Raw genomic sequence first — 14519 nt, 5'->3', positions numbered from 1 at the left:
GCTTCCCATCGTGAGAGGTCGTCCGCGCGGTGCCGCCGTCCTCATGGCCGCGGCGGCCCTCGCCCTCGCGCTGGGGGCCTGCGGCAAGGCCGCCGAGTCCGGCACCGCCGTACGGCCCGTCCCGCCCCCGACGGCGGGCCGCCCGTCGATCGGCCTGCTCGTACCGGACAGCACCACTCCGCGCTGGGACCGGTTCGACCGGCCCCTGATCGAGCGGCGGATCCACCAGCTGTGCCACGACTGCGCGGTGCAGGCCGTCAGCGCCCAGGGCGATGTGGCCCTCCAGCAGCAGCAGGTGGACTCGATGATCATCAGGGGCATGGACGCCCTGGTCCTGGTCCCGGTGGACGCCAAGGCGATGAGCCCCGCGGTCGAGAAGGCGCAAGACGCGCGCATCCCGGTCCTGTCGTACGACCGTCTCGTTCAGGGCCCCATCTCGGCCTATGTGTCCTTCGACGGCAAGGAGGTCGGCAGGCTCCAGGCGCGGGCGCTGCTGAGGGCCATGGGCCACCACCCTGCGCACGGCCGCGGGATCGTCATGATCAACGGCGACCAGGCCGACCCCAACGGTGTCGCGTTCAAGAAGGGGGCGCTGTCCGTCCTCACCGGCAGGGCCAGGATCGACAAGTCGTACGACGCGGCCGGATGGCGGCCGGAGAACGCCTACACCGACATGTCCGGCGCCATCGCCGCTCTCGGGCCCCAGCGCATCGAGGGCGTCTACGCCGCCAACGACGGCCTCGCCTCCGGCGCCATCGCCGCGCTGAGGGCCAACGGCATCCGGCCGATCCCCCCGGTCACCGGCCAGGACGCCGAGCTCGCGGCCGTACAGCGCATCGTCGACGGCGAGCAGTACATGACCGTCTACAAGCCGTTCAAGCCCGAGGCGTACACGGCCGCCAAGATCGCCGTCGCCCTGGCCCATGGCGCGGGGCCCGGCCCCGTCGCCAGGGACCGGGTGCGCGGCGGCGTCCCGGCCGTGCTGCTCCGCCCGATCCCGCTGACCGTGCACACCATCAGGAAGACGGTGGTCAAGGACGGTATGTACACGATTGATCAGATCTGCACCCCGCAGTACCGGTCCGCCTGTGAGAGGGCCGGGCTCATGCCGTAGGGGAGATGGTTACCGTGCCGGCTCCACCTCTGCTGGCGTTGCGCGGCGTCTCCAAGCGCTTCGGCGCCGTCCAGGCGCTCGCCGACGTCGATCTGGAGATCCACACCGGTGAGGTCGTCGCCCTGCTGGGCGACAACGGCGCCGGCAAGTCCACCCTCGTCAAGGTGATCGCCGGGGTCGGCCCCGCCGACCAGGGCGTCATCGAGTGGCAGGGCCGCTCCGTCCAGGTGAGGCGCCCCCACGACGCGCAGAGCCTGGGCATCGCGACCGTCTACCAGGACCTGGCGCTGTGCGAGAACCTCGACGTCGTCGGCAACGTCTTCCTCGGCCGCGAGGTGCGCAGGTTCGGCGTCCTCGACGAGGTGGAGATGGAGCGCCGCACCCGTGGTCTGCTGCAGAACCTGTCCATCCGCGTTCCCGATGTGCGGGTCCCGGTGGCCACGCTCTCCGGCGGCCAGCGGCAGACCGTCGCGATCTCCCGCTCGCTGCTCGGCGAGCCCAGGCTGCTGCTGCTCGACGAGCCCACGGCCTCGCTGGGCGTCGAGCAGACCACGCACGTGCTGGACCTGGTGGACCGGCTGCGCGACCACGGGCTCGGAGTGCTGCTGATCAGCCACAACATGGGCGATGTGAAGGCCGTGGCGGACCAGGCCGCGGTGTTGCGCCTGGGGCGCAACAACGGCTTCTTCGATGTGATGACCACGTCCCAGGAGCAGATCATCTCCTCCATCACCGGCGCCACCTCCCATGCCCGCCGTCCGCCCCGCCCCGGGGAGGCCGGGCTGTGACCGGCCGCGCTCTGGTGCCCGGCCGGCGGCGCGTCAAGGGCGTCCTGGGCGACATACGGCGGCGGCTGGGCGAAGGGGAGCTGGGCGCGCTGCCGGTCGGCCTCGGCCTGATCGTGCTGTGGGCCGTCTTCGAGCTCCTGAACGACAACTTCCTCTCCCCGCGCAATCTGTCCAATCTGAGCGTGGACATCGTGGGCACGGGCCTGATCGCCGTCGGCATCGTCTTCGTGCTGCTCATCGGGGAGATCGATCTGTCGGTCGGCTCGGTCGGCGGGCTGGCGGCGGCCGTCTTCGCGGTGCTGAACGTCAACGAGGGCCTGCCGGAATGGCTCGCCCTGGTCATCGCGGTGCTCCTGGGCGCGCTGATCGGGGCGCTGCACGGGTTCTTCTTCGCCAGATTCGGCGTACCGGCGGTCGTCGTCACCCTCGCCGGGCTGCTGGCCTGGAACGGCCTCACCCTCTACCTGCTCGGCCAGAGCGGCACCATCAACCTCGACAGCCAGGGCCTGGTCGCCAAGCTGACCAGCTACTACTTCAACGACGTCGCCGCCGCCTACAGCCTCGCCGCCCTCGGCCCGGCCGTCTTCTTCCTCGCCGCGTACCGCGACCGGCGGCGCCGCAAGGCCGCCGCGATGCCGTACCGGCCGCTGCACGAGATCGTGGTGCGCACCGCCGCGATCGCGGTGGTCGCGTTCGCGGCCGCCTATGTGCTCAACCAGTTCCAGGGCCTGCCACTCGCTCTGCTGATCTTCGTGGTCCTGGTCGCCGCCCTGGACGTGCTGCTGCGCCGCACGCCCTACGGCCGCACGGTCTACGCGCTGGGCGGCGGCGTGGAGGCGGCCCGCCGGGCCGGGGTGCGGGTGACATGGGTGCGGATCTCGGTCCTCATGGTGTCCGGCACGATGGCCGCGCTCGGCGGGCTGTTCCTGGCCTCGCGGATCACGTCGGTGAGCCAGCCCTCCGGCGCCGGCATCCTGCTGCTCAACGCGCTCGCGGCGGCCGTGATCGGCGGTACGAGCCTGTTCGGCGGGCACGGCCGGACCTGGTGCGCGCTGCTGGGCATCCTGGTCATCCAGTCGCTCTCGTCCGGCATGGCCCTGCTGAGCGTCGAGTCGGCTCTCCAGTTCATGATCACCGGCGGGGTGCTGCTCGCCGCGGTCGTGCTCGACTCGCTCTCCCGTCGCTCCCAGAAGTCGCGCGGCCGGGCCTGACGCCCGGCGGCGGGGCGAGGCCGTACGGGAGACCGCCGTGCACTCGGGGCGTACGAGGCCCTGGCCGGGCCGGGGCGGCTCAGCCGCCCCCGGCCGACTTGGCCGCCCGGGCCCGGGAGGCCGCTATCTCCGCGTAGGCCTGGTCGCGGCCCTCCCAGTGGGAGCCCTCGACGGATTTGCCGGGTTCCAGGTCCTTGTAGACCTCGAAGAAGTGGGTGATCTCCATCCGGTCGAACTCCGGGACATCGCCGATGTCCTGCACCCCGGCGTAGCGCGGGTCGTGGGCGGGGACGCACAGGATCTTCTCGTCCGGGCCCTTCTCGTCGCTCATGCAGAACATCCCGATGGCCCGGCACTCGATGACACACCCGGGGAAGGTGGGCTCACCGACCGTGACCAGGGCGTCCAGCGGGTCGCCGTCGCGCCCCAGGGTGTGGTCGATGTAGCCGTAGTCGGCCGGGTACTTGGTGGCGGTGAACAGCATCCGGTCCAGCCGGATCCGCCCCGACCCGTGGTCCATCTCGTACTTGTTGCGCGATCCCTCGGGGATCTCCACGACGACGTCGAACTCCATCGCGACCTCCTCCCCCGGTCACCCGTGTGCCCGGCGCGCGCTTCCAGTGTGCGCCGTGAGGGCCGTACGGGCAGCCCGTACGTCATGCGTTCCGGCCAAGCCTCCGGTTGGCCAGGACGGACACCTTGCGCCGGACGGCCGTCACCTCGTCGGTGTTGACCTCCGCCACCAGCAGCCCCGGGGTCGCCCCCAGCCGCTGGCGTACGGTCCCGTCGGGGCCGACCACGGCGCTGTGGCCGATACCGGTGGGGGCCGTCGGATCGGCCGCCTCGGCCGCCAGGGTGCCGGTGGCCGCCGGATCTGCCTGCCCCACGGCGGCCAGCCAGACGGTGGCGTCCAGCGCCCGCGCCCGGATCAACAGCTCCCACTGCTCGCGTTTGCCGGGCCCCGCGCCCCAGGAGGCGGGCAGCAGCGACAGGTGTGCGCCGGCGTCGGCGTGGGCCCGGAACAGCTCGGGGAAGCGCACGTCGTAGCAGGTGGCCAGGCCGATCCGGACGCCGTCGAGGTCGAAGGTCACCACCTGGGAGCCGGGTGCGACGGAGTCGGACTCCGCGTAGCCGAAGGCGTCGTACAGATGGATCTTGTCGTACGAGGTCTCCACCCCGGGGCCGGTGGCCAGCAGGGTGTTGGTCACCCGGCCGTCACGCGCCGGGGTGAACATACCGGCCACGACCACCAGACCGGTGTCCTTGGCGATCTGCCGCACCTCGGTGGCCCACGGCCCGTCCAGCGGCTCGGCGAGCGGCCCCAGGGGGGTGCCGAAGCACGCCATGGCGGCCTCGGGGAAGACGATCAAGCGGGCGTCGGCCGCGGCGGCACGGTGTGCCTGCTCCCGAAGGACGGCAAGGTTCCGCTCCGGGCGCGGGCCGCTGACGATCTGGCTCAGTGCGATACGCATGACGTGGTCTGCCTCTTTCCCTGAACGTGGCCTCGAGTGGTCCCCACGGGTGTGTACGTGACGCCCCGGGGGTGCGCTCATTGTGCGGCCCGCGCATCTCGGCCATGTCTCGAGGACGCCACCCCCGCGCCCCGAGGCGGGAACTGGCCGTCCGTCAGCGGAACCCCGCCGGCCGAAGCGGTCAGGTGAAAGCCGTCGGCCGCACGCCCCGTGGGGTCGTGCGGCCGACGGCCCTTGTCACCACACCTGCCTTGTCACCTCTCGATTCACACCTCGCGCGCCTCCCGGCCGGTGCGCATCAACACCCCCGCCGCGACCAGTCCGAGCACACACGTGACGGCGCCGACCACGACGTTGTTCCAGATCATTCCGGCGTCGGGGAACCGTGTGACCACCCACGGAGAGATGATCATCCATACACCGATCGCGGACATCGCCCAGCACAGGCTGTACATCCGGCGCGGCGCCGTGGTCAGGCCGACGCCCAGCAGGGCCACGCAGATGCCCAGGATGAGGTTGTTGACCGTGAGGTCGGGGCGGGTGCCCGAGAAGTGGATCACCCAGGGAGAGATGGCGAAGTAGAGACCGGCCAGGAGCACCGGCCCGTCGACGAAGACAACATCCCGGGCGCCGAGCATGCGTGCGTACCGCTCGCGCATCTCGGTGACGTCGGGGTGGCGCGTGATGTCGCTCCTGTGGCGTGAGACGTCGGCCATACGACTCGCCTCCTTCGATCCATGCAAGTCTGACCGCGCAGTGCGGCGCTGCGCCGCACCACCATTGTGCGCCTCGCCTTGGTTTATAGGTAGATGTCTGTTTGAACGGCGAGAAAGTGGTTATGCCCGTGAAACCGCCGGTTCAGCTGGAGTCGGACCGGTGGTCGTACGGCATCTTGGGGCAGCGCGGGCAGACGAACACGTACACGCCGCCCATGTCGCCGATCATCAGGCCCGGGGCCCGCTGCACGGCCTCCCGCCGCTCGTAGGGGAGGTCCCTGATCTCTCCGACGGGCGGCCGGTCCTCGACGGGCAGCCAGGTCTTCGCGGACCCGCCGTCGAACTCCGCGCTGTCGACGGTGAGCAGATGGTCCATCCGGAGCCCGCAGTCCGGGCAGTCGGGCCAGTCGGGCTCCTGGGTCCAGTTGGGGTAGCCGCCCGCCTTGACCCCGGGGGCGACCGACAGCGCGTACCAGTACGACCAGCCGCTCTCCTCCTTCAGCCGGTCGAACCGCTCCCCGAGGTCCCGGGACAGCCCCTCGGGCAGGTCCCACTGCGGATACTCCACGACCCGCTCGGGGTGCACCACGCACGGCGCCGGCAGGTAGCCGTCCGGGGCGCCCGCCGGGCGCGGCGGGGCGGCGAGCGGCCGGTCCACGTCGCCCGAGGCGCGCCAGCGCAGTTCGGGCCAGGGCGCGTAGTAGCGCTCGTGGTCGTACGGGCACCACAGCAGCTGGAGCAGATCCGTGCCGGGCGGGAACGGCAGCCCGGGCACATCGGCCGCGTACAGCTGCAGCACGGGCACGAGCGGGACGGGGTCCTCCGACGGGTCGCTCAGCCGGGTGACCGGGTGGTCGTCCGCGCAGTGCGGCCACGGCTCGGCCGACGGCCACAGCAGCGGCCCGCCGACCGAGCTGTCGCGGACGCCGGGCTCGCCGCGGCGGGGGTGCAGCCGGGTCGCCTCGCGGCGGAAGGGCACGAGCTCGGGGAAGAGCGCCTCGACGTCCACCGGTCGCGGAGGGGTCGTACGGGTCACGCGGGGCCTCCGGCGCGGTCGGGGTGCTGGTGCCCGGAACCCTAGCCTGATCAGGCCGGGAAGACCTGCTCGTCCTTGGCGTACCAGGCGCGGTCGAGGTCGGTCACATGCACGGTGGTCTGCACGGTCAGCCCCGCGACCGGTGCCAGATGGGCGCGCGCGACCTCCAGCACGGCGCCGGACAGCTCCCGCTTGGTCTCGGCGTCCCGGCCGGACAGGATCGCCACCTCGATGTGGATCATGGCGTGGTGCGGGGCGCCGTCGGCCAGGACGGCCTCCTCGACCCGGCGGAACCGGGTCTTGCAGCCGACGACCGTGGTGTCGATGGTCTTGGCGACGACCGGGTGCAGGGCGAGGCCGAAAGCGCGCCGGTCGAAGGCCTCGGCCAGGGTGTCGGAGTACTCGACGACGATGTGCGGCATGGGGAACGTGCTCCTTGACGGGTCGTGGCGGGCCACACTCGCGCGGACCCGTTGCGTGGGCATCGTCGCACCCCGCCACCGCGGCGAGCGCCGAGGGGCGGTCGTCTGCTTCAATAGGTCCATGGCCAGCCTCCTTGACGCCGCGACGGGTCCCCTCGACCTCAAGCCGTTCTGGCCGTCCCGGCAGGCGCACCACTTCGACCGCGAGTGTTGCCGCGCATCGCATGCGCGGGCCTGCTCGCTCGGCCGCTGACGTCACTCGACCGCTCAGCCGCCCTGCTCCCGGGTGATCCCCGGCGGCCCAGCCCGCGCGCACGACGTCCACCGACGCCCCTTGAGCGCGAAAGAGCCGAATCCCATGACGAACGTCCGTAGTCTGTCCGCTACCCCTGTCTCCCCCGTCTCCTCCGCTTCCCCCGCCGCCTCCCCGGCGTCCGCGCCCGGCCGGCACCCGCACGCGCACCCCCATCCGCACCCCGCTCCGCACCGGCAGCGGCTGCGCGCCGTCGCGCCCGACGAAGTGCCGCCGGTCGCCGAGCTGCTGCACCCCGGCGCCACCTGGCTGCCCGCTCCCGCGCACACGCTGCCGGCGCTCCCCGGGCAGCCGCCGATGGTCGGCTATCTCGTGCTCGTCCCCGCCACCGACGCCACGGCGGCGGCCCCGGCCGGGCAGGGCGTACCGGGCGGGCAGCCGGCGGAGCGCGGCGCGGTCACGGGCGACGAGCTCGTACGGATCGACCCCGACCAGCGCACCGCGCATGTCGCCGGGCGGCCGCTCGATCTGACGTACCTGGAGTTCGAGCTGCTGGCCCACCTCGTGGCCCATCCGCACCGGGTGCACACCCGCGACCAGCTGGTGACCACGGTGTGGGGGTACGGCCACGTCGGCGACGGGCGGACCGTGGACGTCCATGTCGCCCGGCTGCGGCGGAAGATGGGCCCCGAGCACCGGGGCACGATCGTGACGGTCCGCCGGGTCGGCTACAAGTACGTACCGACCGCCTGAGGCGACGGGCACTCGGACGGCAGACACCGGCACGGCAGCGTGAAGCCCGCCGCGCCGGGTCAGGCGGTACACGGCCTGATCCGGCGCGGCGGGCTGGTTTGTCGCGGGGTCAGCTGGTTTGTCGCGAGGTCAGCGGCCGGCGGACACCGGCGGCTGGTGGCCCTGGGCCGCGGGCGGCAGCGGCTCCTCGCCGTGGCCGCCGTGGTCGAGCCGCGGCAGCCAGGCCAGCGCCCGCGGCAGGTACCAGTTGCGCTCCCCGAGCAGCGCCATCACCGAGGGCAGCAGCACCATCCGGACGAGCGTGGCGTCCACCAGCACCGCGACCGCGAGGCCGATGCCCATCTGCTGCATGTCCTGCATCTGCAGCAGGGCGAAGACCGCGAACACCGCGACCATGATGGCGGCCGCTCCGGTGATCGAGCCCGCCGTGGACCGGATGCCCTCGCGGATCGCCTCCCGGGTGGCGAGGCCCCGCTCGTGCGCCTCACGGATCCGGGAGACCACGAAGACGTGGTAGTCCATCGAAAGACCGAACAGGATCACCAGCACGAACAGCGGCATCCAGGACTCGATCGCCCCGGCCGGCTCCATGCCCAGCGACTCCGCGCCCCAGCCGTGCTGGAAGACGGCGGTCATCGTGCCGTAAGCGGCCCCGACCGACAGCAGGTTGAGCAGGATCGAGGCGATGGCGATCGGCAGCGATCGGAAGCAGACCAGCATCAGCAGGAAGGTCACGGCCGCGATGAACAGGAACACCGGGAGGAAGTCGTCGGAGAGCTGGTCGTTGAAGTCGACGTTCGCGGCCGTCTCGCCGCCCACGTACGCCTTGTCCGAGACCGGGCCGAGGACCTGCGGGACCAGGTCGTCCTTCAGGGTGTGCAGCGCGTGCTCGGAGGCGTCGTCGGAGCCGTTGCCGGCCAGCGGCACCTCGATGCGCGCCACGCCCTGGTCCTTGTGCAGCTCGACCTTGACGGTCTTGCCGAACTCGCCCGAGGCGGCGAGCTTCTGCTTCAGGTCGGCCACCGCGCCCTGGAAGCGGGGTGAGGAGACGTCGTCGGCCCGTGCGATCACCTCGGCCGGGGCGGGGCCGCCGGGGAAGGACTCGGTGATCGCCTTGAACGCCACCGTCAGCTTCGAGTCCTTGCCGAACTGCTTCTCCATGCCGAGCTGTTCGGTCTTCATGCCCAGCGCGGGGGCGCACAGGGCCAGCAGCAGCGCGCCGGCGATGACCGCGAACAGGCCGGGCTTGGCCAGCACCGGCTTCATCAGCCGGCCGGAGATGCCGCCGCTGGCGTGCACGCCCTTCTTGCCGCGGCGGTTGAGAAGCGGCACCCGCCCGGCGTCGACCCGGTCGCCGAGCCAGGACAGCATCGCGGGGAGCACCGTCACCGAGCCGAGCATCGCGGTGAAGACGACCAGGATGGTGGCGACCGCGAAGCCCTTGAAGAGCAGCAGCCCCGACAGGAACATGCCCGACATGGCCAGCATGACCGTGATGCCGGAGACCAGCACCGCGCGTCCGCTGGTCGCGGCGGCGATGCGCAGCGCGGTCTCGGGGTCCCGGCCCGCGGCCCGCTCGTCGCGCTCGCGGCGCAGGTAGAACAGGCAGTAGTCGACGCCGACGGCCAGCCCCACCAGGAACATCACGGACTGGGTGCTGGAGAACATCGGCAGCTTGTGGCTGGCGAACGCGAGGAGGCCGAAGGTGCCGATGCACGCGGTCACCCCGAGGAAGACCGGCAGCAGCGCGGCGACCAGGGCGCCGAAGACCACCAGCAGGATGCCAAGCGCCAGGGGTACGGCCGTGAGCTCCGCCGTCTTCATGTCGCCGGAGAGGATGCCGTCCAGGCTGTGCGCGAAGCTGGCGTCGCCGACCTCGTACGCCTGGACGCCCCCATGGGCCGCCTCGGTCTGCTTCACCGCGTCGAGCACCGGCTCGATCCGTTCTCCCGCGGTGTCCGCGTCGCCCTTCATCTCAAAGCTGATCAACCCCTCCCGGCCGCTCTCGGAGCGCACCGGCGGCTGGACCCGCACCGCCTCGCCGCTCTTCTCCAACCGCGCCGTGAGGTCGCGCGCGGCGGCCCGCCAGCCGTCCGGCTCGGCGCTGCGCAGCATCACCATCTCGCCGGCGGGGTCCTTGAGCCCGGCGTCCTCCAGGATCTTGTCGGCGCGCGCCGAGTCCCCGGTCCCGCCTTCGGAGTTGGTCATCTCGTTGATGCCGGACATGCCGCCGATGACCGCGACGACCACGACGAACAGCAGCCAACCGATGATCGCGGTCTTGCGGTGTCGGGTGCTCCACCCGCCGAGCCGTACGGCGAGGCCCCGCCTCGTTGCGCTCATGGCGTCTCCCCCCGGGAGGTGTGCGTCCTGGCCGGAACCGACAGGACTGAACGGACTGAAAGGACTGTTGAGGTCACGTCATCGACGCTAGAAAAGGGCGCGCTCGCGCCCCAGCCGCACAAGTCCCCAATCGGCTGAAGCAAAAGGAGAGTCCCGGGGGTGGGGCTAGGTATACCCCGGGACGGGGGCAGGGCAGAGTGACCGCGGCGGGCGGGTCCGCCAGACTTGAACCGTCCGGCCGTGGGGAGCGTCCCGGCCGGGCGCGGGCCCCGGCGCGGGTCCCGCGGGAGCGGCGTCAGGGAGATGTCGGATGAAGGTACGCAAGGCGCTGGTGGCCGCCGCCCGGGGGCTGGTGCTCGCGATCGCCTCGCTGGCCGGGTCGATCACGCTGTTCATCCTGACGGTGCTGTCCCTGGCCTTCATCCCCCTGGGTGTGGGGGTGCTCACCACCCCGCCGCTGCTCGCTCTCGTGCGCGCGCACGCCAATCAGAGACGGCTGCTGGCCGCCCGCTGGTCCGGCGTCGAAATCCCCCTGCCGTACCGCGCCCTGCCTCCCGATCGGCGCGGCGGGCTCGTGGGCGTGGTGGAGCAGTGCTCCCTGCTGCTGAGGGACCCGGCGACGTGGCGTGACCTGTTGTGGCTGATCGTCGACATGACCGCCGGGGCCGTCGTGGCGCTGCTGGCGTGCGTCCCGATGCCGTACGCGCTGGAGGGCTGGGTGCTGGCGCTGGGCACCTGGCGGCCGATCGTGGGCGCGACGGACACCTACTGGTACGGGTTCGTCCCGGTCACCTCCCAGGCCACCGCGAACTACGCCGCTCTGCTGGGCTGTGCCCTCGTCGTCCTGGGCGTCTTCACCTCCCCCGTTCTGCTGCGCGTCCACTTCCTGGTCGGCCGGGCCTTTCTCGCGCCGACGCCGCGGATGACGCTCGCCGAGCGGGTCCAGCACCTCACCGAGACCCGGCATGACGCGGTCGACACCTCCGCCGCCGAGCTGCGCCGCATCGAGCGCGATCTGCACGACGGGGCGCAGGCCCGGCTGGTCGCCATGGGCATGAGCCTGGGCACCGTCGAGGCGCTGATGGAGAAGGACCCGGCCAAGGCGAAGGAGTTGCTGGCGGCGGCCCGCGCCAGTTCCGCCGAGGCGCTGGCCGAGCTGCGCGATCTGGTCCGCGGCATCCATCCGCCGGTGCTGGCCGAGCGGGGCCTGGGCGATGCCGTGCGGGCCCTGGCGCTGCGGATGCCGCTGGCCGTGGAGGTGGAGGTGGACCTCCCGGGGCGGTCCGACGAGCCGGTCGAGTCGGCGGCGTACTTCGCGGTCAGCGAGCTGCTGACGAACGCGGCCAAGCACTCCGGCGCCGACCGGGTGTGGATCGACATCCACCACGACGAGGGTGCCCTGCGTATCGCGGTGACCGACGACGGGAAGGGCGGGGCGGCCGAATCGGCGGGCTCCGGGCTGAGCGGGGTGCAGCGGCGGCTGGGCACCTTCGACGGGGTGATGGCCATCAGCAGCCCGGTCGGCGGGCCGACGATGGTGACGATCGAGATACCGTGCCGGCTCTCCGCCCCGCGCCCCGCTGGGTGAGACCACCGGTGTGCGGGACCACCGGTGTCCGGGACCGCCGGTGCCTCAGGGTCCGGGGGGGGAGCCGGAAACCGGGGGGCGGAGCGTACGACGCGGGTGTTAGCGTGCGACAGTCGGCCGCGGGACTCCGGTGCGACTTCCGGAACCCGCCTGCTAAGCGATGATTCGCAGTTCGTGCCCCCATTCCCCGGCCGACACCCGCACACCATGCCGCCAGGAGACCCGAGATGGAGAACCGGACCGACCTCGTGGCGGCCGAGGACCTGCTGCTGTTCGTGAACGCGGCGATCACCTCGACCGGACAGCGGGAGTTCCGCTCGGGCGAGTGGCAGCAGCACATGTCGCTGGAGTTCCTGCACGCGTATGTGCTCGGCAACTACCGGGAGCTGTACGCGGCGACGCTCGCGCTGGACATCAACCACCACAACGCGGCGCTGATCGTGCGCAGACTGCTGGAGACCGCCTTTGAGGCGTCGCCCGAGCAGCGCCGCACCGAGGGGCGGCTGATCGCCGGGCGGCTGGCCCTGCTGCCGCCGCAGCGGGTGTACCGGCTCTTCCGCGAGCTGCGCCGGTCCGGGGTCAACAACCGCCGCACCCGGGCCATCATGCGCGACTGGCTGGCGGCCCGCCCCGATCCGGCGCTCGACGCGGTCAAGTACCGCGCCGGGGTCAAGGCGGTCGCCCGCCACGCCCATCTGCCGCTCGACACCGAGCTCGGCGCCTTCCTCTTCGCACCGCACAGCCGCAAGTCCGGCTTCTCCACCCCCCTGTTCGAGTCCTGGCGCCGCGCCCACTACACCCAGAGCGCGCTGTACGAGCTGCCGTACACCGTCGCCGAGGGGTTCGCGGTCAGGCACGGCATCGACCGGGGCGCCTTCCTGGAGCGGATCGCCCCTCGGCTGACCCGGCTGGAGCGGCTGCGGCTGCAGCGGTCGGCCCGTGAGAGGCGGGCGGACGCGGTGGTCGGCGACCTCGCCACCATGCCGCTGACCCGGCTGGCGAGCTATGTCCTCTCCCTTCCCCTCGACGACCGCGTCCGCCGCCGTGAGGAGCTGACCGCCGCGCTGCGGGCGGCCGCGCGGCGCACCGCGGGCCCGCGCGCGGGAAGTTGGGGCCGGGTGGCCGCGGTGCTGGACGACAGCTTCTCGGCCTTCGGCTCGGCGCAGAAGCGGCGCCGCCCGCTGGCGGTGGCGCTGGGCTGCCACTTCCTGCTGGAGGCGCTGGCGGGCGAGTTGATCCCGCTGTGGCTGTCCGGCCGCACCGACGCGCTGCTGCTGTATCCGCTGGGCCCGACGCCGCTGGGCGCCCGCGTCCTGGACGCGCTGGAGCACCGGCCGGACCGGCTCGTCATCGTCTCCGACGGCTGGGACAACGCGCCGCCCGGCCTGGCCGGCGAGGTGCTGCGGATATGGCGCAGCCGCCTGGACCCCGAGGGCCGCACCAGTGTGGTCCACCTCAACCCGGTATACGACGCGGAGGACTTCGACGTACGGCGGCTGGCGCGGGAGGTGCCGACCGTCGGGGTGCGGGACGCGGAGGACCTTCCGGCCCTGGTGGAGCTGGCCCAGTTCGCGGAGGGCCGCACTCGCGCGGCCGAGCTGTGGGCGCATGTGGACGCCCGCGTACGGCGGTTTCTGGAGGTGGAGGGATGAGCCAGGACACGACGCTCGTGGCGCTCACGGGCCTGACCGCGCTGCCCTCCCAGGTGTGGGGCGCGATCCGTCTTGTACCGCTGGTGCGGGACGAGCCGATCACGGATCTGCGGCTCGACGACCGGCTGTACGGCGATGACTTCGCGGCCGTTGCGGTCGACCGGCGCACCGCGTACTGCTCGTACATCCCGCACGGCTACGTGGCCACCTGGACCGACGACGGCACCCCCGCGTCCTCCTACGGCACCCAGCTGCGGCGGGACGCCGACGGACCACGCCCCGCATGCGTTCCGCTGCGCTTCCACCGCCGGATGGCCCGCCGCGTCGACAAGAACCGGGTGCGTTTTCTGCCCCTCCACCTGGCCCTGGAGGGCTATCTGGCGCTGCACTTCGGCGGCCCCTCGGTGGTGTGGGAGGAGTGGTCGCACCGGGCGGTCAGCCGCGGTCTGTCGCCTCGGGTCGAGCAGGCGTATGCCGGGGCCGAGGTGGAGGGGTTGCGCGACGCGCTGCGGGTCTTCGAGATCCACCCCGGCCAGTGCGGGGTCATGATCTACGCGGCGGACGCCCTCGCCGCCGCCTTTGTCGTGCCGCACCCCGACGACTACCGCGCCCTGCACCCCTCGCTGGTCCTGGACCTCTTCGGGGAGCTGATCCACCACTACACCACGCTGCACGGCCCGGTCCCGGAGTTCCGGGCCCACATCCGCGACGGCGCGGTGGGCTCACTGGCCGAGCTGCGGGCGGAGGCCGCCCGGCATCAGCGCGAGTGGGCGGAGTTCCACGACCACACCATGGCGGGCGGGTTGCTCGACGCGTCGTACACCCTCCAGCGCGTCCGCACGATGGGGCCCTTCACCCTGTCCCGCTTCCTGCCGCCCTTCCACCGCAACACCGAGCAGCACATCGGCGAGACCATCACCCACGAGGACGGCCGACTGGCCTATCTCAAGACCTTTCGTCTCTCCGAGGCCCAGACCCGGCGCGGCCATCTGCTCACCCTCCTCGCCGCCCACGACTGGCACTTCGGCGCGACCGCCGACGCCCTGGGGGTGAGCCGCGACCAGCTCGCCTCCCGTGTGGAGCACGCGGGGTTCGGCGCGCTGCTGCGCCAGGACATACGCGACCACTACCGAGCGGCGGCGCGCCGCGCGGCCACATGAGACCGGTGGCG

The 14519-nt window shown here is 72.3% G+C and carries 14 protein-coding genes; 8 read left to right on the top strand and 6 right to left on the bottom strand.

What is annotated here, in order from left to right; genetic code table 11:
• Window positions 1-10 precede the first annotated feature (10 nt).
• Genes ACFZDL_RS11300 through ACFZDL_RS11290 form a run of 3 tightly spaced genes read left to right on the top strand, consistent with a single transcriptional unit; the run spans window position 11 to window position 3113 of the window.
• Window positions 11-1114 carry a substrate-binding domain-containing protein gene (locus tag ACFZDL_RS11300; protein WP_353594465.1) on the top strand — a complete coding sequence of 368 codons (1104 nt, stop codon included), beginning with the start codon at window positions 11-13 and terminating at the stop codon, window positions 1112-1114.
• Window positions 1115-1119: 5 nt separating this feature from the next.
• Window positions 1120-1902, top strand: coding sequence for an ATP-binding cassette domain-containing protein (locus ACFZDL_RS11295; RefSeq protein WP_353594466.1), 783 nt, complete (start codon window positions 1120-1122; stop codon window positions 1900-1902).
• The gene (locus ACFZDL_RS11290; RefSeq protein WP_353594468.1) at window positions 1899-3113 is read left to right on the top strand and encodes a sugar ABC transporter permease; all 1215 of its coding nucleotides are present in this window, start codon (window positions 1899-1901) and stop codon (window positions 3111-3113) included. Before ACFZDL_RS11295 ends, ACFZDL_RS11290 begins: the two co-directional genes overlap by 4 nt.
• A 79-nt stretch (window positions 3114-3192) precedes the next feature.
• Here the strand turns inward: ACFZDL_RS11290 and ACFZDL_RS11285 are convergent, their stop codons facing one another.
• The 5 genes from ACFZDL_RS11285 to ACFZDL_RS11265 all read right to left on the bottom strand — a co-directional run bounded on the left by ACFZDL_RS11285 (window position 3193) and on the right by ACFZDL_RS11265 (window position 6759).
• The gene (locus ACFZDL_RS11285) at window positions 3193-3687 is read right to left on the bottom strand and encodes an inorganic diphosphatase (RefSeq protein ID WP_353594469.1); all 495 of its coding nucleotides are present in this window, start codon (window positions 3685-3687) and stop codon (window positions 3193-3195) included.
• An 82-nt stretch (window positions 3688-3769) separates the two neighbouring features.
• Entirely contained in the window at window positions 3770-4585 is an 816-nt protein-coding gene (locus tag ACFZDL_RS11280; protein WP_353594470.1) for a carbon-nitrogen hydrolase family protein, read from the bottom strand.
• Window positions 4586-4851: 266 nt separating this feature from the next.
• Window positions 4852-5301, bottom strand: a complete 450-nt coding sequence (locus tag ACFZDL_RS11275) for an SPW repeat protein (RefSeq protein WP_353594471.1) — start codon at window positions 5299-5301, stop codon at window positions 4852-4854.
• 142 nt (window positions 5302-5443) lie between these two features.
• Window positions 5444-6337: a DUF1963 domain-containing protein gene (locus tag ACFZDL_RS11270; RefSeq protein WP_353594472.1), complete on the bottom strand. Its 894-nt coding sequence runs from the start codon at window positions 6335-6337 to the stop codon at window positions 5444-5446.
• 50 nt (window positions 6338-6387) lie between these two features.
• Entirely contained in the window at window positions 6388-6759 is a 372-nt protein-coding gene (locus ACFZDL_RS11265) for a 5-carboxymethyl-2-hydroxymuconate Delta-isomerase (protein WP_353594473.1), read from the bottom strand.
• Between the two features lie 121 nt (window positions 6760-6880).
• Between ACFZDL_RS11265 and ACFZDL_RS11260 the strand changes: the two genes are divergently transcribed.
• Window positions 6881-7012, top strand: coding sequence for a hypothetical protein (locus ACFZDL_RS11260; protein WP_353594474.1), 132 nt, complete (start codon window positions 6881-6883; stop codon window positions 7010-7012).
• A gap of 105 nt (window positions 7013-7117) precedes the next feature.
• Window positions 7118-7765, top strand: coding sequence for a winged helix-turn-helix domain-containing protein (locus ACFZDL_RS11255; protein WP_353594475.1), 648 nt, complete (start codon window positions 7118-7120; stop codon window positions 7763-7765).
• Window positions 7766-7894: 129 nt separating this feature from the next.
• Here ACFZDL_RS11255 and ACFZDL_RS11250 read toward each other — a convergent pair whose 3' ends face one another.
• Window positions 7895-10108 (bottom strand): MMPL family transporter, encoded by a 2214-nt coding sequence (locus ACFZDL_RS11250; protein WP_353594476.1) that lies wholly within the window; start codon window positions 10106-10108, stop codon window positions 7895-7897.
• Window positions 10109-10418: 310 nt separating this feature from the next.
• Between ACFZDL_RS11250 and ACFZDL_RS11245 the strand changes: the two genes are divergently transcribed.
• The 3 genes from ACFZDL_RS11245 (at window position 10419) to ACFZDL_RS11235 (ending at window position 14508) form a co-directional block, all read left to right on the top strand.
• Window positions 10419-11696 carry a histidine kinase gene (locus tag ACFZDL_RS11245; protein ID WP_353594477.1) on the top strand — a complete coding sequence of 426 codons (1278 nt, stop codon included), beginning with the start codon at window positions 10419-10421 and terminating at the stop codon, window positions 11694-11696.
• Window positions 11697-11923: 227 nt separating this feature from the next.
• Window positions 11924-13348, top strand: a complete 1425-nt coding sequence (locus ACFZDL_RS11240) for a hypothetical protein (protein WP_353594478.1) — start codon at window positions 11924-11926, stop codon at window positions 13346-13348.
• Window positions 13345-14508 (top strand): hypothetical protein, encoded by a 1164-nt coding sequence (locus tag ACFZDL_RS11235; protein ID WP_353594479.1) that lies wholly within the window; start codon window positions 13345-13347, stop codon window positions 14506-14508. The genes ACFZDL_RS11240 and ACFZDL_RS11235 overlap by 4 nt, the downstream gene beginning before the upstream one ends.
• Window positions 14509-14519 lie beyond the last annotated feature (11 nt).

It is taken from the genome of Streptomyces sp. NPDC007917, assembly GCF_042959105.1.
Classification (GTDB): domain Bacteria; phylum Actinomycetota; class Actinomycetes; order Streptomycetales; family Streptomycetaceae; genus Streptomyces.
The sequence above is the reverse complement of the archived record's forward strand: the minus strand, read 5'-3'. Positions and strand labels throughout refer to the sequence as shown.